Source organism: Streptomyces sp. NPDC002701 (genome assembly GCF_042889045.1).
GTDB lineage: Bacteria > Actinomycetota > Actinomycetes > Streptomycetales > Streptomycetaceae > Streptomyces.
This window is the reverse complement of sequence record NZ_JBIAQL010000003.1, coordinates 864332-882882: the sequence shown is the minus strand read 5'-3', so window position 1 is coordinate 882882 and position 18551 is coordinate 864332. Positions and strand designations below refer to the sequence as shown.

General features: G+C 72.9%; 14 protein-coding genes and 1 pseudogene. 10 read left to right on the top strand and 5 right to left on the bottom strand.

Going from position 1 to position 18551, the window contains the following annotated elements; genetic code table 11:
- Positions 1–11 precede the first annotated feature (11 nt).
- From ACFYXC_RS12295 to ACFYXC_RS12285, 3 genes are read left to right on the top strand one after another with little or no spacing between them, the layout of a single operon-like run.
- Positions 12–926, top strand: a complete 915-nt coding sequence (locus ACFYXC_RS12295; protein WP_389549894.1) for an SDR family NAD(P)-dependent oxidoreductase — start codon at positions 12–14, stop codon at positions 924–926.
- Positions 923–1732 (top strand): TetR/AcrR family transcriptional regulator, encoded by an 810-nt coding sequence (locus ACFYXC_RS12290; RefSeq protein WP_389549891.1) that lies wholly within the window; start codon positions 923–925, stop codon positions 1730–1732. Before ACFYXC_RS12295 ends, ACFYXC_RS12290 begins: the two co-directional genes overlap by 4 nt.
- 56 nt (positions 1733–1788) lie before the next feature.
- A complete protein-coding gene (locus tag ACFYXC_RS12285) occupies positions 1789–2427 on the top strand; it encodes a LysE family translocator (RefSeq protein WP_388913409.1) in 639 nt (212 codons plus the stop codon).
- A gap of 63 nt (positions 2428–2490) precedes the next feature.
- Here ACFYXC_RS12285 and ACFYXC_RS12280 read toward each other — a convergent pair.
- A pseudogene (locus ACFYXC_RS12280) lies at positions 2491–2808 on the bottom strand (aldo/keto reductase); the annotation flags it as partial.
- A gap of 144 nt (positions 2809–2952) precedes the next feature.
- Positions 2953–3348 carry a nitroreductase/quinone reductase family protein gene (locus ACFYXC_RS12275; RefSeq protein ID WP_388913412.1) on the bottom strand — a complete coding sequence of 132 codons (396 nt, stop codon included), beginning with the start codon at positions 3346–3348 and terminating at the stop codon, positions 2953–2955.
- 236 nt (positions 3349–3584) lie between these two features.
- Here ACFYXC_RS12275 and ACFYXC_RS12270 point away from each other — a divergent pair, with 236 nt between their 5' ends.
- Complete coding sequence (locus ACFYXC_RS12270; RefSeq protein WP_389549887.1) at positions 3585–5126, top strand: alpha/beta hydrolase; 1542 nt, start codon at positions 3585–3587, stop codon at positions 5124–5126.
- A 98-nt stretch (positions 5127–5224) separates the two neighbouring features.
- Positions 5225–7057: a DUF4328 domain-containing protein gene (locus ACFYXC_RS12265; RefSeq protein ID WP_389549884.1), complete on the top strand. Its 1833-nt coding sequence runs from the start codon at positions 5225–5227 to the stop codon at positions 7055–7057.
- 67 nt (positions 7058–7124) lie between these two features.
- On the opposite strand, the gene ACFYXC_RS12260 is transcribed toward ACFYXC_RS12265, so the two are convergent.
- A complete protein-coding gene (locus ACFYXC_RS12260; RefSeq protein ID WP_389549881.1) occupies positions 7125–8678 on the bottom strand; it encodes a CehA/McbA family metallohydrolase in 1554 nt (517 codons plus the stop codon).
- 206 nt (positions 8679–8884) lie between these two features.
- Here ACFYXC_RS12260 and ACFYXC_RS12255 point away from each other — a divergent pair, with 206 nt between their 5' ends.
- The 4 genes from ACFYXC_RS12255 (at position 8885) to ACFYXC_RS12240 (ending at position 15995) form a co-directional block, all read left to right on the top strand.
- On the top strand, positions 8885–9730 hold the full coding sequence (locus tag ACFYXC_RS12255; RefSeq protein WP_388913425.1) for an LLM class F420-dependent oxidoreductase: 846 nt from the start codon (positions 8885–8887) through the stop codon (positions 9728–9730).
- 79 nt (positions 9731–9809) lie between these two features.
- On the top strand, positions 9810–12395 hold the full coding sequence (locus ACFYXC_RS12250) for a bifunctional FO biosynthesis protein CofGH (RefSeq protein ID WP_389549878.1): 2586 nt from the start codon (positions 9810–9812) through the stop codon (positions 12393–12395).
- A 114-nt stretch (positions 12396–12509) separates the two neighbouring features.
- The gene (locus ACFYXC_RS12245; RefSeq protein ID WP_388913431.1) at positions 12510–13082 is read left to right on the top strand and encodes a hypothetical protein; all 573 of its coding nucleotides are present in this window, start codon (positions 12510–12512) and stop codon (positions 13080–13082) included.
- A gap of 474 nt (positions 13083–13556) precedes the next feature.
- The gene (locus ACFYXC_RS12240; RefSeq protein ID WP_389549874.1) at positions 13557–15995 is read left to right on the top strand and encodes a tetratricopeptide repeat protein; all 2439 of its coding nucleotides are present in this window, start codon (positions 13557–13559) and stop codon (positions 15993–15995) included.
- Positions 15996–16117: 122 nt separating this feature from the next.
- Here the strand turns inward: ACFYXC_RS12240 and ACFYXC_RS12235 are convergent, their stop codons facing one another.
- Both ACFYXC_RS12235 and ACFYXC_RS12230 read right to left on the bottom strand, forming a co-directional pair.
- On the bottom strand, positions 16118–16627 hold the full coding sequence (locus tag ACFYXC_RS12235; protein ID WP_388913437.1) for a DUF2165 domain-containing protein: 510 nt from the start codon (positions 16625–16627) through the stop codon (positions 16118–16120).
- A 119-nt stretch (positions 16628–16746) separates the two neighbouring features.
- Positions 16747–17598 carry a hypothetical protein gene (locus tag ACFYXC_RS12230; RefSeq protein ID WP_389549871.1) on the bottom strand — a complete coding sequence of 284 codons (852 nt, stop codon included), beginning with the start codon at positions 17596–17598 and terminating at the stop codon, positions 16747–16749.
- An 86-nt stretch (positions 17599–17684) separates the two neighbouring features.
- Here ACFYXC_RS12230 and ACFYXC_RS12225 point away from each other — a divergent pair, with 86 nt between their 5' ends.
- Complete coding sequence (locus ACFYXC_RS12225; protein ID WP_389549868.1) at positions 17685–18470, top strand: SDR family oxidoreductase; 786 nt, start codon at positions 17685–17687, stop codon at positions 18468–18470.
- The last annotated feature ends 81 nt before the right edge of the window (positions 18471–18551 follow it).

Here is an 18551-nt window from a genome sequence, read left to right as displayed (position 1 = left end):
TGGAGTCCGTCATGGGCAGGACGATCGTCATCACGGGCGCCGGCTCCGGCTTCGGCGCGCTCGCCGCGAGGGCGCTGGCCGACGCCGGGCACACGGTCTACGCGGCGATGCGCGACACCGCCGGCCGCAACGCGCACCGGGTCGCCGAGGCCGATGCCTACGCCGCCGAGCACGGAACCGACCTGCGCACGGTCGAGCTGGACGTCCTCTCGCAGGAGTCCGCGGACGCCGCCGTCGCCAGGATCCTGGCCGAGACCGGCACGCTGGACGTGGTCGTCCACAACGCGGGCCACATGGTGACCGGCCCCACCGAGGCGTTCACCCCCGAGGAACTGGCCGCGGTGTACGACACCAACGTGCTCGGCACCCAGCGCGTCAACCGCGCCGCACTACCGCATCTGCGCGCCCAGGAGCACGGCCTGGTCCTGTGGGTCGGCTCGACCTCGACCAGGGGCGGCACCCCGCCCTACCTCGCGCCGTACTTCGCCGCGAAGGCGGCGATGGACGCGCTCGCCGTGTCGTACGCGGCCGAGCTGGCCCGCTTCGGCATCGAGACGACCATCGTGGTGCCGGGCGCCTTCACCTCGGGCACGAACCACTTCGCGACCGGCGGTCGTCCCTCGGAGGGGACGGTCCTGCCCGCGTACGAGGAGCGGTACGCGGGCCTGATGGACCAGGTCGGCCGGCGCCTCGCCGCGCTCGCCCCGGCCGACGCCCCCGCGTCCCTGGTCGCCGACGCGATCGTCGAGGTCGTCGGCACCCCGCACGGCAAGCGGCCCTTCCGGGTCCACGTCGACCCCGCGAACGACGGGTCGGAGGAGGTCAGCCAGGTCGCCGACCGGGTCCGCGCGGAGTTCCTGACGCGCATCGGCCTGGACGACCTGCTCGCCCCGCACTCCCCGGCCGCCTCCCACCCCGCCATATGAGCTCGGATACCGTCACGGCCGTGAGCACCGTGAGTACGAAAGCGCGCATTCTCGAAGTGGCCGCCACCCTGGTCGCCCAGTCTCCCGACGGGGACGTGTCGACCAGGGCCGTGTGCGAGGCGGCCGGGGTCGGCGCCCCCGCGCTCTACCGCCACTTCGGGGACAAGGAGGGCCTCCTGTCGGCGGTCGTCGACCACGGCTGGGACAAGTACCTCGCGACCAAGCGCAACCGTCCTCCCGGCACGGACCCCGTCGAGGACCTGCGGGACGGCTGGGACACCCACGTCGAGTTCGCCCTGGCGAACCCGAACCTGTTCCGCCTCATGCACTCACCGGCCATGCGTACGCCCCCGGCGGCGGCCCTGGAGGCCCACAGCATCCTCACCGCGGACCTGCAACGGGCCGCGGCGCTGGGCAAGTTGTCGATCACCCCCGAGGCGGCGGCCCAGGCCATCATGTCCGCCAACGTCGGCGTGGCCCTGATGCTGGTCTCCCGCCCGGCGACGTTCACGGACAAGAGCGTCTCCCGTCGCGTACGGGACGGGGTGCACGCGATGGTCTTCACCCCGGACGTGACGGTACCCGGGCGGACGGCTCCCCCCGGGACGGACCCCCTCGGGACGGACTCGCCGGGCCCGGCCGGGGCGGCTGTGACGGCGGCCGGACCGGAGGAGCCCTCCATCACCTCGGCGGCGGCCCGGCTGAACACGCTCCTGCGCCGGTCCCCGCCCTCGGCCCTCACCCCGGTCGAGAGCGCCCTGCTCGAAGAGTGGCTGACGCGCCTCACGGACGAGCCGCCCGGGTAGGTCGCCGCTGAAAAACCCGTACCGGGCGGGCGGGCCCCGGGGGCAGTATGGGCCGCATGGTGTCCTCAGACCGGCTGCTGGCCTTCGCGGCCATGTCGTTCCTGCTGATCGTGGTTCCCGGACCCAGCGTGCTGTTCGTGGTCGGGCGGGCGTTGGCGCAGGGGCGCCGGGCGGCGCTGACCACGGTCGTGGGGAACACGCTGGGGGCGTACGTCCTCGTCGTGGCCGTGGCGCTCGGCGTCGGGACCGTCGTGGAGCGCTCGGTGCTCGTCTTCACGACGCTGAAGCTGGTGGGCGCGGCGTACCTCGTGTACCTGGGGGTGAGGGCGGTGCGGCAGCGCGGCAGGATGCATGCCGCGTTCACCGGTGAAGGGCCCGGGCGGAGCAGTCTGCGCACGCTGTGGGAAGGGTTCGCGGTCGGTGTGGCGAACCCGAAGACGATCGTGTTCTTCGCCGCCGTACTGCCGCAGTTCGTCGACCGCGGCCAGGGTCACGTCGTCCTGCAGATGCTGCTGCTCGGCCTGGTGTTCAACATCATCGCGGTGGCCTCGGACAGCGTGTGGGGACTGGGCGCGGCCGCCGCACGGAACTGGTTCGCGCGTTCCCCGCGACGGCTGGAGCTGGTCGGCGGGATCGGCGGAGTCACGATGATCGGCCTCGGTGTCACCGTCGCCGCGACGGGCCGCAAGGACTGAGGTCCGTAGGCCCGCGGACCTGTGGGCCCGTCGCGCGAGTGCCGGTCACAGCCGTCCGTGCGGTCAGCGGCGGGGTTCGATCTTCAGGTCGCCCGCGGTCACCCTTCGGATGTGGTCGCCGGTGAGCATCGCGTGCGGGAAGCCGAGTTCGATCGCACTGGCCTCGTCGAGTCGGGCCGGTTGGGAGGCGCTGAGGTCGACCTCCAGGGCGCCCAGGTTGTCCTCCAGTTGCGCGGGGGTGCGGGCGCCGATGATCGGTGCCGTCACGCCCGGGTTCCGCAGGGTCCAGGCCAGCCCGACCTGGGCGGGTGTGCGGCCCAGCTCCGTGGCGACCTCCCGCACGACGTCGGCGACGGCGAGGTTGCGTTCGGTGACCGTGCCCGGGCGGAGTTGAAGACGTCGGTGTGATCGCCGTGCACTTCGAAGTGCTCATGCCGTTGCAGGACACCGACCAGCGGTTGATGATCTGCCGCGTCGCGGACGACGAGAGCCGGTCGGCACCGGAGCGGTTGTCCGCGCGGTGAGTCAGTTGGTCAGATCGACCCTGACCGTCAGCAGGTCGGTGCCGAACGCCCGGACCGCGCCGCTGTTCAGCCGTGGCAGCGACTTCAGCCGGGCGCGGGGGTCGTCCTCCGGCAGCAGGTGGGCGGTGCCGTGGTACCACCGGCCGCCGACACGGACCCGGACCTTCGGGTCCGCCTGGATGTTCCGCACGTACTGCGACTTCGCGCCGTACTCGGAGACGAACCAGAACGTCTGCCCGACGTGCCGCCCGCCGACCGGCGTCCGCCGGGGCAGGCCGGACGTGCGCCCGGTCGTCTCCAGCAGCGTCTGGAACGGCAGCCGCCTCGACAGCGGGTTGGCGACCCACCGCTGAAACGCCGTGACGGCCCGGAACTTGATCTCGCGGCCACGTGCCACGTCAGCCCCTTTCACAGATCCTGAGCGATGGTGCGGATCGATGGTGTGGATGAAGTCGCGGGACTTCTCGGGAGAGAGTGCCACGGACTCCATGCGGGCGAGAGGGACTCGGTGAACCCCTGTGGCCGGAGTGCGGCTCCCGAGCGGGGCTCGTCCGCCCGGTACGGGAAACCGGCCGTCGTACAGGCCAGGTGGCCGGATGGGGCCGTCGGGCCGCGTCCGTGAAGCTCGGTCGTATGGTGAAGACCTCGCGCAGAACGACACTCATCGCCGCCTCCGGGGTGGTCCTCGGGCTCACATGGCCGCTCGCCCCGACCGGCGCGGCCGTCGCCGCCGGCGCGGCCCCCTCGGCCCCCTCCGCCCCCGCGGCCGTCGAGCGGAGCACGCCCCTCACCTGGGGCGCCTGCGAAGGGCCCGGCCTCGACCCCCGGCAGCGGTGCGCCACCGTCTCCGTGCCCTTGGACCACTCCGACCCCGGCGGTGAGCGCATCCGTATCGCCGTGTCCCGGATTCCCGCGGAGGACCCGGGATCCCGCCGCGGGTCCCTGCTGATGATCGCCGGCGGTCCCGGCGGCGGCAGTCTCGACGAGATCTCCGGGAAGGGGCAGACGCTGCCGCAGGAGGTGCGGGACTCCTACGACCTGATCGGGTTCGACCCCCGGGGCGTCGGCCGGTCCGCGCCGGTCAGCTGCGGGCTCGACCGGGAGGACCTGGCGCTGACCAGGTTCTGGCCCTGGCCCGCCGCGGACGGGTCCGTGAACGGGGCCATGGACACCGCCCGCCGCACGGCCGCCGCCTGCGACCGCAACGGCGGCGAACTCATGCGGCACATCAGCACCGCCGACAACGCCCGCGACATCGACCGCGTCCGCGCGGCGCTCGGCGAGCGGAAACTGTCCGCGTGGGGCGTCTCGTACGGGGCGTACGCCGGTGCCGTCTACAACGAGTTGTTCCCGCACCGCACCGACCGGTTCGTGCTCGACAGCAACCCGGACGCGAACGGCGACCTCAACGAGGGCCAGTTCGCCCGCGGCGCGTGGGCGGCGTTCGAGCGCGGCGTCGAGGACGTCTTCCCCGAGTTCGCCCAGTGGGCGTCGAGGAAGGAGAACCCGTACCGCCTGGCCGGGACCGCGGCCGAGGTACGGACCCTCTTCCTGCGGCTCGCCGAGCGCCTCGACCGCGAGCCGGTCCCCTGGCCCGGCGCCGATCCGGCGGAGCTGAACGGCGACGTCCTGCGCCAGACCATGGTGTACGCCCTGTACGACCCCGACGCCTTCCCCTCTCTGGCCCGGCTCGTCTCGGCCGCGCGGAAGGGCGAGGTGCCGCCCGCCCCCGAGCCGCCCCCCGAGGCCCTGATGCAGAACCAGCTCGCCGTCGCCCTCGCCACCTTCTGCAACGACGGGGACTGGCCGCGGTCGGCCGCCTCCTACCAGGCGGACGTCGACCGCAGCCGTGCCGCGTATCCGCTGACCGCCGGGATGCCGCGCAACGCCACCGCCTGCGCCGCCTGGCCCGAGTATCCGCGGCAGGACCCCGTACGGATCACCGGCCGGGGCCCGTCCACCGTCCTGCTCGTCCAGAACGAGCGCGACCCGGCCACCCCGCTCGCCGGCGCCCGCGCGGTGCGGGACGCCCTCGGCCGACGGGCCGTCATGGTGACCGTGGACGGCACCGGTCACGACGCCTACCTCGGCAACGGCAACGCCTGCGGAGACCGGACCGTCACCCGCTACCTCACCACGGGAGAGCGACCCGCCCGGGACAGGTACTGCAGGTAGCGGCAACCGGCGCCGACTGACGCGGGGTTGTGACCCGCCACCCCCTCCGCATCTCCTATCCTCGCTGCGAACGCGTCGCCGGGGAAAAAGGAACATGCATGGACGGGTTGGCCCCGGACGATCCGGGATGGATAGGCAGTTACCGACTGCTGGGCAGACTCGGTGAAGGCGGTATGGGGCGGGTGTACCTGGCCCGCTCCGACCGCGGCCGTACGGTCGCGGTCAAGGTCGTCCAGGAACAGCTGGCCCGCAAACCCGACTTCAGACGGCGCTTCGCGCAGGAGGTGAAGGCGGCCCAGCGGGTCGGCGGCGAGTGGACGGCGCCCGTCCTGGACGCCGACACGGAGGCGGCGACACCGTGGGTCGCCACCGGCTACGTCGCCGGGCCCTCCCTCGCCGAGGTGGTGGAGAAGCAGTACGGCCCCCTGCCGCCGAAATCCGTGCGCGCACTGGCCGTCGGGCTCGTACGCGCGCTCCAGGCGATCCACGCCGCGGGGCTCGTGCACCGTGATCTGAAGCCGTCCAACGTCCTGGTGACGATCGACGGGCCCCGCGTCATCGACTTCGGCATCGCACGCGCCCTCGATCCGGCCATGCAGTCCGCCGACGGGATCACCATGACGGGTGTCGTCGTGGGCTCGCCCGGCTTCATGTCGCCCGAGCAGGTGCGCGGGGAGCGGGTGACGTACGCGAGTGACGTCTTCTGCCTCGGTGCGGTGCTCGCGTACACCGCGTCGGGCAGGCTCCCGTTCGGCACCGGTGAGGGCGGCATCCACTCGCTGCTGTACCGGATCGCCAGCGAGGAGCCGGACCTCACGGGCGTCCCCGAGCCGTGGGACCGGCTGATCGGGTGGTGCCTGACGAAGGACCCGGCGCAACGGCCCACGCTGGACGCCCTGTTGGCGCACATCGAGAGCATGGAGGACGACGGCGACAGCGGCCGTGCGTGGCTGCCCGGCGAGGTGCTGGCGGAGCTCGGCAGGCACGCCGTGCAACTCCTGAACAGCGAGGACCCGCAGAGCCACGCCCTCGCCGGACAGGCCCCGGCGGCCGGACAGACGCATGCCCCGTCGGGCGGACAGGCACACGTCCGGTCGGACGGCCAGGCGTACGCCCCGCCGGGCGGAGAGGCGCACGCCCCGGTGCAGGGTTTCGGCCCGCCCGTCTCGTACAGCCCGTCCCCGCCCCCGTGGCAGAGCCCGCCGCCGGGCAGCGTGCAGCTGGGCAGCCCCCCGCCGGGCAGCCTGCCGCCCTCGCCGCACTACTTCTCCCCGCGGCCACCGGCCCGCGCGGCCCGCGGACTCGGCACGGGGCTCGCCGTCCTGCTCGGCCTCTACACGCTGCCCCTGCTGCTCCGGGGCGCCGTCCTGGGCGAGGCGTACCTCCGGCTCGACGCGCAGGACGGCGAGGCCGCCCCCGACGTGATCCAGGACTTCGACGTCCTGACGTTCGCGACGGACGCCTCCCAGCTCATGGAGTCGGTGGTGGGCCTGGCCCTGATGATCGTGTGGCCGATCTGGTTCCAGCGCATGCGCAACAACGCCGACGCCTTCGCGCCGGTGCGCCTGCGCTTCGCGCCCGGGATGGCCGCCGGGGCCTGGTTCATCCCCGTCGTCAACCTCTTCATGCCCAAGCAGATGAGCAACGACATCTGGACGGCGACGGCCGGCCGCGCCCGGGGCGCCGGACGACCGCTGCTGCACATCTGGTGGTGGTGCTGGATCGTCTACATCGCGGCGTACGCGAACGACACGTTCAGCGACTGGTACGGCACCGACACGGTCACCGACGCCATGTCCGACATCATCGACGGGCAGATCGCCGCCTTCGCCGGTGTGGTGAGCGCCGTGGTGGCCCTCTTCTTCGTCAGGCGGCTCACCTCCATGCAGCAGGCCCGCATCGAGGAGGGCCGCACTCCCGGGTCCTCCTGACGCGAACGGGCGGGCGGGGCGCCCGGTGCTCCCGCCCTCCCGCCCCGCCTGCCCCACCGCCCCGCCCCTACCGCCCGAGGAAGACCGGGTTCGTGAACGCCGCCAGCGCGCCCGGCAGCGGCCCGGCCGCCGCCTCGTGCCGTACCTCCGCGCGTACGTACGCCGCGTACTGGGCCGTCGTACGCCACTCCACCGTGCCGGAACCCGACACCGGCAGGACCGGGCTCGTGTGCAGGACACCCTGGTCCGTGACGAGGCGGACCGTGCAGCGGGGCGCGCCCGAGACCTCCAGGCGGACCGTGACCGGGTCGTCGCGGTCCACCCGCAGCCGGCCGCCGATGCCCGCGTGCTCGCCCTTCGGGCCGGTCGCCGAGAACGACAGCGACACCGCCTTCGACTCGGCCACGTACGAACGGCCGGCGCGGATGCCCTCCTGGATCGCCTCGCGGCTCAGCTCGTCGGCGAGGACGACCGTCTGCGGGGTGCCGACGGGGTCGGGGTCGCGGTGCGCGTCGCTGTTGCCCATCGCCGGGATCCAGTCCCTTCCGCCCCGGTCCCGCACGGAGGCGACCAGCATGCTGTCCCAGTCGGCCAGCGACACCTCGTCGTCGGGCCCGTACGCGCCGTTCCACACCTCGACCGCGTCCGCCTCGCCGAAGCCGAACTTCCAGTTGCAGCCGATGCAGGTGGCGTGCGGGTGGGCGGGGACGACCAGCCCGCCGGCCTGGCGGATCCGGCGCGCGTACTTGCCGAAGCGGTTGTCGCGGGCCCGGTAGCGCCAGTCGACGAACGTCCCCGGATCGGTGCCGAGCGCAAGGACGTGACCGTTCCTCGTCGTCACCTCCTCGCCGAGCAGGATGAGCAGTTCGCCGTCCGGGTGGGGGCCGGCCTGGTCGGCCCAGTGCGCGTGCGCGGCGTGCGTGTTGTGCTCGGACGTGTTGATGAAGTCGAGACCCGCGGCCCGCGCCAGCGCCGCGATCTCGGCCGGGGTGCGGCGGCCGTCCGAGTACCACGAGTGCAGATGGCAGTCGCCGCGGTACCAGGCCCGGCCGCGGCCCCTGGCCCGCGACGGCGGGTACACCGGCCGCACCGCCTCGCCCGGCTCGCCGTACGTCAGCGTGACGGTGACCTCGTACGGGAGCCCCTGCGGGGCCACCGTGTACGGGCCCAGGGCGATGTACCAGGTGCCCTCACGGACCGGGCCCGGGAGGTAGCCGGGCGTCGCATCGTCCGCGCGGATGAAGAACTCCGTGCGCGCCCCGCCCGACCAGCCCCGGAAACCCTTGCCGCCCAGCTCGGTGCCGCGCTGGTCGAAGATGCCGATGTCGAGCGCGTTGCCCGCGGTGCCCGCCGGGACGGAGGGCCGCTCGTAGGTGTACGCGACCTTGATCTCCCGTACGCCGGACGGGACGTCGACCGGCAGGTAGACGAAGTCGGGCGCGCCGGTGGGCAGGGTGCCGCGGACGGTCCTGGTCTCGGATGCCCCGGCCGCGCCGGCGGCCCGGCCCGGAAAGCTCACGCTCCCCAACGTGAGGGCGGCGGCGGCTCCCGTCACGAACAGGGCGCGTCTGCCGACGCCGTGGTCACTGCCGTGCTGAACGTGCTGCTCGTCCTCGCACATGTCTGCTGCTCCCGGGTCTCGTGAGGGGTGCCTCGTGAGGGGCATGGGCGGTGCAGGGGTGGTACCGGCAACCCTGGTATTCAGCCGTGAACTGCGGGGCAAGGGAAGGGGGTCGGCAGCTTTCGGGGAGGAGCACGCGTCCGCCACCGTGAAGGTGCCGACCGGTCGGTATGGACACCTGTGGCGCGGGCCGGTAGAGATGGGGCATGCGCATCTCCGTGACGATCTTCCTCACCGATGAGACGATCACTCCGACCCGGCTCGCCCGTGAACTGGAGCGACGCGGCTTCGCCGGGCTCTATCTGCCCGAACACACCCACATACCCGTGGAGCGGACCACTCCGTACCCGGCGGGCGGCGACCTGCCGCCCGAGTACGGCCGCACCCTCGACCCCTTCGTCGCCCTCGGCCAGGCGGCGGCCGTCACCGGGACGCTCGCCCTCGGCACCGGCATCACGCTCGTCGCCCAGCACGACCCGATCGACCTCGCCAAGCAGGTCGCGACCCTCGACCACCTCTCCGGGGGCCGCTTCACCCTCGGCGTCGGCTTCGGCTGGAACGTCGAGGAGGCCGCCGACCACGGCGTCGAGTGGCGTACGCGACGGGAACTGGGCCGGGACCGGCTGGCGTTGATGCGGGCACTGTGGGCTCCCGAACCGACCGCCTACGAGGGCCGGTTCGAATCCGTCCGGGCCAGCCACGCGTACCCCAAGCCCGTACAGAAGCCGCGCGGCTCGCTCGTCGGGCCGCGCACGCTCATCGGGGGAGCGGCGGGGCCCAAGCTCTTCGCGCACATCGCCGAGTACGCGGACGGCTGGCTGCCGATCGGCGGCCGGGGCCTGACCGAGTCGCTGCCCGTCCTGCGGACCGCCTGGGCGGAGGCGGGCCGAGACCCCCGCGAACTCCAGATCGTGCCCTACGCCGTGCTGCCCGGCGCCGGCAAGCTCGCCCACTACGCGGACCTCGGCGTCGAGGAGGTCGTCCTGCAACTGCCGCCCGCCGGCGAGGAGGAGGTCCTGCGCGTCCTGGACGAGTACGCGGCGTACCTGTAGGACGCGGGCGGACCGGGGCGCGCCCGCTGTGACGCGGCACACCGGTCGTGCCTGGTCACCGCGATCGTATGCTCGAAGGATGACGACTTCCGCGACCTCCGGAACCGGGCCCACCGAGAACTCCATGCGTCGCGCCCTCAAACGCGCCCGCGACGGCGTCGCCCTCGACGTCACCGAGGCCGCCGTGCTCCTCCAGGCCCGCGGCGCCGACCTGGACGACCTGGCCGAGTCCGCCGCCCGGGTGCGGGACGCGGGCCTGGAGACGGCGGGCCGCCCCGGCGTCATCACGTACTCGAAGAGCGTCTTCATCCCGCTCACCCGGCTGTGCCGGGACAAGTGCCACTACTGCACGTTCGTGACCGTCCCGGGCAAGCTGCGCCGGGACGGGCACGGCATGTTCATGTCCCCGGACGAGGTGCTCGACATCGCCCGCAAGGGCGCCGCGCTCGGCTGCAAGGAAGCCCTGATCACCCTCGGCGACAAGCCCGAGGACCGCTGGCCCGAGGCCCGCGAATGGCTCGACGCGCACGGCTACGACGACACGATCGCGTACGTACGGGCCATCTCCATCCGCATCCTGGAGGAGACGGGCCTGCTGCCCCACCTCAACCCGGGCGTCCTGTCGTGGACCGACTTCCAGCGACTCAAGCCCGTCGCGCCGAGCATGGGCATGATGCTGGAGACGACCGCGACCCGGCTGTGGTCCGAGCCCGGCGGCCCCCACCACGGCTCCCCCGACAAGGAGCCGGCGGTCCGGCTGCGGGTCCTGGAGGACGCGGGCCGCTCCTCCGTCCCCTTCACCAGCGGGCTCCTGATCGGCATCGGCGAGACCTACGAGGAGCGCGCGGACGGCCTGTTCGCGCTGCGCCGCGTCTCCCGTTCCTACCACGGCGTCCAGGAGCTGATCATCCAGAACTTCCGCGCCAAGCCGGACACGGCGATGCGCGGGATGCCCGACGCCGAACTGGACGAACTGGTCGCCACCGTCGCCGTCGCGCGCCACATCATGGGCCCCGCCGCCTGCCTCCAGGCACCGCCCAACCTGGTCGACTCCGAGTACGCGCGCCTGATCGGCGCCGGCATCGACGACTGGGGCGGGGTCTCGCCGCTGACCATCGACCACGTCAACCCCGAACGCCCCTGGCCGAAGATCGAGCTGCTGCGCGAGCAGTCGGCGCAGGCGGGCTTCGAGCTGCGGGAACGTCTCTGCGTCTACCCGGAGTTCGTGCGGCGCGGCGAGCCGTGGCTGGACCCGCGGCTGCTCCCGCACGTACGGGCACTCGCCGACCCGGAGACCGGGCTCGCCGTGCCGGACGCGGTCGTCGAGGGCCACCCGTGGCAGGAGCCCGAGGAGGCGTTCACGTCGTCGGGCCGCACCGACCTGCACACCACGATCGACACCGAGGGACGCACCGGCGACCGGCGCGAGGACTACGACCACGTGTACGGCGACTGGGACGCGCTGCGGGAGGCCGCGGCGCCCGGCATGGTCCCGTCCCGCATCGACACCGACGTACGCGGGGCCCTCGCGACGGCCGCCGACGACCCGACCCGCCTGACCGACGACGAGGCCCTCGCCCTGCTCCACGCGGACGGACCGGCCCTGGACGCGCTCTGTCAAATCGCCGACGACGTCCGGAAGTCGGCGGTCGGCGACGACGTCACGTACATCGTCACGCGGAACATCAACTTCACCAACGTCTGCTACACCGGCTGCCGCTTCTGCGCCTTCGCGCAGCGCCGCACCGACGCGGACGCGTACACGCTCTCCCTCGACCAGGTCGCCGACCGGGCCCAGCAGGCATGGGAGGTCGGGGCCGTCGAGGTCTGCATGCAGGGCGGCATCCACCCGGACCTGCCGGGCACGGCCTACTTCGACATCGCGCGCGCGGTGAAGGAGCGGGTGCCCGGCATGCACGTGCACGCCTTCTCGCCCATGGAGGTAATGAACGGGGCCACCCGTACCGGCCTGTCCATCCGTGAGTGGCTGACCGCCGCGAAGGAGGCCGGCCTCGACTCGATCCCCGGCACGGCCGCGGAGATCCTCGACGACGAGGTCCGCTGGGTCCTGACCAAGGGCAAACTGCCCACGGCGACCTGGATCGAGGTCGTCACGACGGCACACGAACTCGGCATCCGCTCCTCCTCGACGATGATGTACGGGCACGTGGACCAGCCCCGCCACTGGCTCGGGCACTTCCGCACCCTCTCCCGCATCCAGCAGCGGACCGGCGGCTTCACGGAGTTCGTGACCCTTCCCTTCATCCACACCAACGCCCCGGTGTACCTGGCGGGGATCGCCCGGCCGGGACCGACGACCCGCGACAACCGCGCGGTGATGGCGATGGCCCGCCTCCTGCTGCATCCGTACATCCCCAACATCCAGACCAGCTGGGTGAAGCTCGGCACGGAGGGCGCGGCCGAGATGCTGCGGTCCGGCGCCAACGACCTCGGCGGGACGCTGATGGAGGAGACCATCTCCCGGATGGCGGGATCGAGCTACGGCTCGTACAAGTCCGTGAAGGACCTGGTCGCGGTGGCGGAGGCGGCGGGCCGCCCGGCGAAACCGCGGACCACGCTGTACGGGGAGGTGCCGCAGGAGCGGCAGCGTGCGGCGGCTCTCTCGGACGGGCACCTGCCGGAGCTGCTGCCGGTCCTGGAGTGACCCGGTTCCGGCGGGCGGCCGCCGGTTCCGGGGCGGCTTCCCCGTCGGAGTAGGATGATCGGACCCTCCGACGGGGTGCGCTTCCGACGGGGTGAGTCAGAGCTGAGGAGATGCGTGCCCGTGCCTGCCCGACGGCTTCCCTCGTGGGCCTGGGTCACCGGTCTGACCGCGGCCGCTGTGGTGCTGGTGGCCGTGCTGGCCGTGAAGGCCGACAGGGGCCCCCAGCCGACCGCGTCGGCGAACCCGAAGCCGTCCGCCTCCGCGAGCGCCGGGCCCTCCGCCTCACCCGACGAGAACGCGCCGGTCGCCGTACCGGACGGCTCCGGCACGGGTCGCCGCATCGTCTACTCCCTCGCGCAGCGCCGGGTGTGGCTGATCGACGCGAGCGACGCGTCCCGGCGCACGTTCAAGGTGTGGCCGGGGACGGTGGCCCCCGAGCCGGGCACGTACACGGTCGGCACCCGGCGCGAGGCGGCCACCGGCAGCGACGGCGTGGAGATCGAGAACATCGTCTACTTCGCCGTCGCGTCCGGCGTCAGCGTCGCCTTCTCCAACGCCGTCGACGGCTCCTCCCCGCCGCCGCCCGAGTCGGGCGCGCAGACGGGCGGCGTCCGGATGCGCGCGGCCGACGGGGACGCGGTCTGGAAGTTCGGCACGGCGGGGACGACGGTCGCGGTCGTGAAGTAGCCCACCGGCCGGGTAACCGGCTGGGGGAGCTTGACGAGGTGCGCGAGCGCGCGGCGGGCGGACAGATCGTGCGCCGGATCATGGATGAACGCGGCGACCGTCGCCAACTGGCCGCGCAGCCTCTGCAGTTCGTCCTCTGCGATGCGCAGGAGCCCGGGGGCGGGTGTCGCCGGGGTAGCCCGTGCGGTCATGTCGTGGGGCCTCCCTCGTGAGGGTGGTGGCGAGGCGTGCCGGTGCGGTGTGTGCGGGACACGCCCCGCCGGGGGGTACCAGCGACTGGACCACGGGACGGTCCAGGCCCGCTCGCGAACCGGTCGGGGAACGGTCGGGGAACGCTCGGGAACCCCTGGACGGCGACGGGACGTTCATCTCCCGGGCCGTCGGGGCCCGTCGGGCGCCTCGGGCGCGAGATGATCCGGACGGGGAGCCGTACTCCACACGGAGTGGCGGCGGACGCGGCAAGGAGGCGGACGGGTGGCGCAGACGGGACCGTCGCGGCAGGAGCTGATCCAGCAGGGCAACCGCGCCGGCTTCGTGGGCCGCGACTGCGAACGCGCGGCGTTCCTGGCGAACTTCGACATCCCGCCCGGGGACGCCCGCCAGCGCTTCCGCTTCCACGTGCACGGCACCGCGGGCGTCGGCAAGACCTTCCTCGTCCAGGAACTGCGGCACCTCGCCCGCGAACGCGGGGCGTTGACGGCGTACGTCGACGAGAGCGCCGGCAGTGTGCCCGAGGCACTGGCCGAGATCTGCGCCCAGTTCGCGGACCAGGGACGGCGGCTGAAGGACCTGGAGCGGCGGCTGGCCGCCTACCGGGACCGGCGGCACGAGGCGGAGGCCGCCGCACTCGCCGCGCTCGCACCGGAGCCGGGGGCGCCGCCGGGCCCCTCCGCGGGCAGCAGGACCGCGGTGGAGCTGGGCATCGCCGTGGCGGAGGCCACCGTGCCGGGCGGCGGCCTGATCGGCAGGGCGCTGCCCGCCGAGCAGCTCGCCCAGAGCGCCGACCGGCTGCGGGCCGGCCTCGGCGCCCGCTTCCGCAACGCGGACGACATCGAGCTGGTGACCGCGCCGGAAAGGGTCCTCACGCCGGTCCTGCTCCGCGAACTGCGCACGGCCGCCGCTTCGGCTTCCGCTTCGGCCGCCGGGTGGATCGTCCTGTTCTTCGACACGTACGAACGGACCGGCGCGTACCTCGACCCGTGGCTGCACGAGACGGTCTCGCGCGCCTCGGCCGGAGGCGGACTGCCCGCCACCGTCGTCGTGGTCACCGCGGGTCAGCGCCCCCTGGACCCCGCCCGCTGGAGCGGCCTGGACTCCGTGACGGACGTTCCGCTCGAGCCGTTCACCGAGGCCGAGGCGCGCCGGCTGCTCGCCGCGAAGGGGGTCGTCGCCGAGCCGGTCGTCGAGGAGATCCTGCGGCTCACGGGAGGTCTGCCCGTCCTGGTGTCGACACTGGCCAGGGACCGCCCCGGCGCCCCCGACGCCGTGGGCGACCCGAGCGCCACCGCGGTCGAACGCTTCCTGAAGTCCGAACCGGACGTCCGCCGCAAGGTCGCCGGGATCTGCTCGCTGCCCCGGTGGCTGGACGCCGACGTGTTCCGGGTGCTGGTCACCGGCCGCCCGGACGACGAACTCGACGCGCTGTACACGTGGCTGACCGGCCTCCCCTTCGTCGGGGAGCGCGGCGAGCGGGTGCGTTACCACGACGTCGTACGGGCGCCGCTGCTGCGCCTGGAACGCCGCAGGTCCCCGCGCGAGTGGACCACGCGGCACAGACGGCTGGCCGAGGCGTTCGCCGAGTGGCGCGACGACGTCGGGGCCGGCCGGGAGACCGAGGAGCTGTGGGAGGACGAGGAGTGGCGCGCGCTGCTCCTGGAGGAGACGTACCACCGGCTCTGCGCCCGGCCCTCCGCGTCCGCCACCCTCGCCGAGGCGCTGGGACTCCTGGTCGAGGCGGGTCGCAGGGACGGGGTCGTCGGCCGCCAGTGGGCCCGGATGCTGCGGGACGCCGGCGACACGACGGACCACCGGGTGCTCAGGACGTGGGGCCGGGAGCTCGACGAGGCACTGGCGGACGACGACGCCGGGGTGCGCAGGGCCACGGACCTGCTGCTGGCCCGCCCCGGCCTCGACCCGGCGGGCCGGGCGAGGGCGCACGCGCTGCGCGGCAGGGAACTGCGCAACGGCCGGGAGTACGAGCGGGCCCTCGCGGAGTTCGACCGGGCGCTGGAGCTGGCGCCGGGGCTGAGCCTCGCCCACTACGGCCAAGGTGTCACCCTCCAGCTGATGGGCGACTTCCCGGCGGGACTCGCGGCGCTCGACCGGGCGGACGAACTGTCCCCCGACAACGCCCTGATCATCGCCGGACGCGCGGAGACCTACCAGCTCGCGGGTCGTTACGAGGAGGCCGTCGCCGACTTCGGCCGGGTCGTCGCCCTCGCCCCCACCGATGTCCGCGCCCTGGCCGGACGAGCCGTCTGCCTGCACGAACTGGGCCGGTACGACGAGGCCCTCACCGCGTACGACCGCGCCCTGGCCGTCCAGGACGACCACCTGTGGACGCTGGTGCGCAGGGCCCGTCTGCGCCGCGTCATGGGGGACCTGGACGGGGCGTTCGCCGACTTCGACCGGGCGGTGGAGCTCGGCCCCGACCGGGCCTGGATCGCGTCGGAACGCGGTGACGCCTACCGCCTGGTCCACCGCTACGAGGACGCGGTCGCGGAGCTGAGCAGAGCGCTCAGCCTCCTCCCCGACTACCCCTCGGCCCTGGCGAGCCGCGGGGCGGCCCTGCACGAACTGAACCGCCACGAGGAGGCCCTGGCCGACCTGGACCAAGCCCTCACCCTCCGCCCCGACTACCCCTGGGCCCGACAAACCCGCTCCCGAATCACCCCCCACACCACAACCCCCTAAGGGGCGCGGGGAACGGCGCAGAAGCCCGCAGGGCTTCTCAGGGGCGCGGGGAACTGCGCGACCAGCCCCCACCGACCCGCACCCACAGAACACACGAAAACCCAGGTCGCGAGCCAAAACGCCTAGCGCCCCTCCTCCCGACCGCCGGAGGCGACCCCCACCGGAAGATGAATCACCACCAGCACCACCCCACTCAACAAAAACACCCGCATCGCCGCATCCAACCCGTTCCAGTCCTCCGACTGCCACATCGCGAACCACTCCCCACCGATCGCGAGGAACCCGGCCCCGAAGAGCAGCATCAGCATCAGCAACCCGACGGTGGAGGTCCGCCGGGCCCGCCCCAGGTCCCGCCGGCACCACTGGACCGTACCGAGGATCAGGACGAGCGCGGCCACGGTCTCCCACACGATGATCGCGACGTACGCGGCCGTCTGAAGCCCTTCGGACTCCACGGCCCGCCACATCAGGTCCTCGTCCTTGAAGGTGGTGTCCATCGCCAGAACGTGCTGGACGAACTGGTGGTTGGTGTCAAAATCAGTGATGTTCCCGAACGCCACGAGCGTGATGTAGAGCGCGACCGTGCCGGTGAGCAGCGTCGCGGTGAACGGAAACGCGCGTACTGCGGCCATCCTCAAGTCCCCTCGTAGACAGGTGTGTCGAACAACGCACACCTGTCACCATGTATGCCACACACGCCGACCGAACCGCCGAACCGCCGAACACCGAACCACCGCGGCCGACCACCCGCTCACCGCAACTGATCGACGAACCGGTCGGTCCCCGGCACCGTCGGCACGAACGGCGCCACCAGCTCCACCCGCCCCACCCCGGCCTCCGCCACCGGCGCCTCCAGCCCGCTGAAGTACGCCTCCCAGCACTCCCGCGGATCCGCCTCCAGGAACCACAACAGCGTCAGCCGCGTATCGACCCCCTCGACCTGCTTCACGTACGACATCCGGTCCCCGGGCAGCGGCGTCGGCCGGAAGACGGTGACCATGGCGGCGGGCGACCCGGCGAGCCGGCCGGGCAGGTGCCGGGAGCGCAGCCACTCCAGCAACTCACCCCGCCCGGCAGGGGACTCCGCGTCGACGACCTGCACCACCAGCCCCGCATACGGATGGTCAAGGGCGTGGAAGTCGCGCGGCCCCGCCGCCCCGTCCCGGTACACCGTCGCCTCGTGGTCCTGGAACGCCGTGAAGACGTGCGTACGGTCCTGGTAGACCCGGCCGTCCCTGTTCAGCCGCTTGTTGATGCCCACGGTCCACTTCATGTGGTCGTCGTGGCGGCCGTCGGTGATCCAGTACGTCGACAGGTAGCAGCCGGCCGTGACCGGCTGGGCGACCGCGGACTTCTCCGGGTAGCGCAGGAGCTGCAGATCGCGGGTGGCGACCCAGCGCCGGCCCGCGTACATCCACGGCATCGCCATCGCGCCCGCGTAGTAGTGGTCGTCCTCGTACCAGCGGTTGTACGCGTACTCGTGCCCCGGGTGCGGCTCCACCATCGTGATCAGGGCATGGCCGGGACGCACCCCGTACGGGCCGACGGCGGCCAGTTCCCCGTACATCTCGCTGCGCGTGCCGACCGGCGTGTCCTCGGGCATGGCGCTCCTCCTCCTCTTCCCTCCTGCTCCGGACGCCCTTACTCTGACGGACCGTCAGATCCACCGCCAGAGCCGGGAGGCCCGCAATGTCACTGCTCCGGGGCAAGACCGTCGTCGTCTCGGGCGTCGGGGCCGGGCTCGGGCGCCAGGTCGCGGCGGCCGTGGTGCGGGACGGCGGGAACGCCGTGCTGGGCGCGCGCACGGAGGCGAACCTCGCCAAGACCGCCGCCGAACTCGACCCGGGCGGCGCGCACACCGCGTACCGGGCGACGGACATCACCGACGAGCGGCAGTGCGAGGCGCTCGCCGGGCTCGCGCGGGACCGCTTCGGCCGGCTCGACGCGGTCGTCCACGTGGCCGCCTGGGACAGCTGCTTCGGCGGTCTGGAGGACGCGGACTTCACCACCTGGCAGGCGGTGCTCGACGTGAACCTGCTCGGCACGCTGCGGATGACCCGCGCCTGCCTGCCCGCGCTGAAGGAGCGCGGCGGGTCCGTGGTCGTCATCGGCACGCAGTCGTCCGTCGCCGCCCCCTCCCAGGTGCGGCAGGCGGCGTACGCGGCCTCCAAGGGCGCGCTGACCAGCGCGATGTACTCGCTGGCCCGCGAACTCGGCCCGCACCGGATCCGGGTGAACACCGTGCTGCCCGGCTGGATGTGGGGCCCGCCGGTGGAGGCGTACGTGCAGTTCACCGCGTACACCGAGGGCGTACCGGAGGCGGAGGTGCTGGAGCGGCTGACCGCGCGCATGGCGCTGCCCGAACTGGCCACGGACTCAGACGTGGCGGACAGTGTGGTGTTCCTGGCGTCGGACCGGGCGCGGTCGATCACTGGGCAGTCGTTGCTGGTCAACGCGGGGGAGCTGATGCGATAGCGGTCACCCGGCCCGGTCGGGCGGTCGTGCGAACTTGTTCATAGTCATGAACCGAGGTCTGTAAGCTGAACTATTTTACCT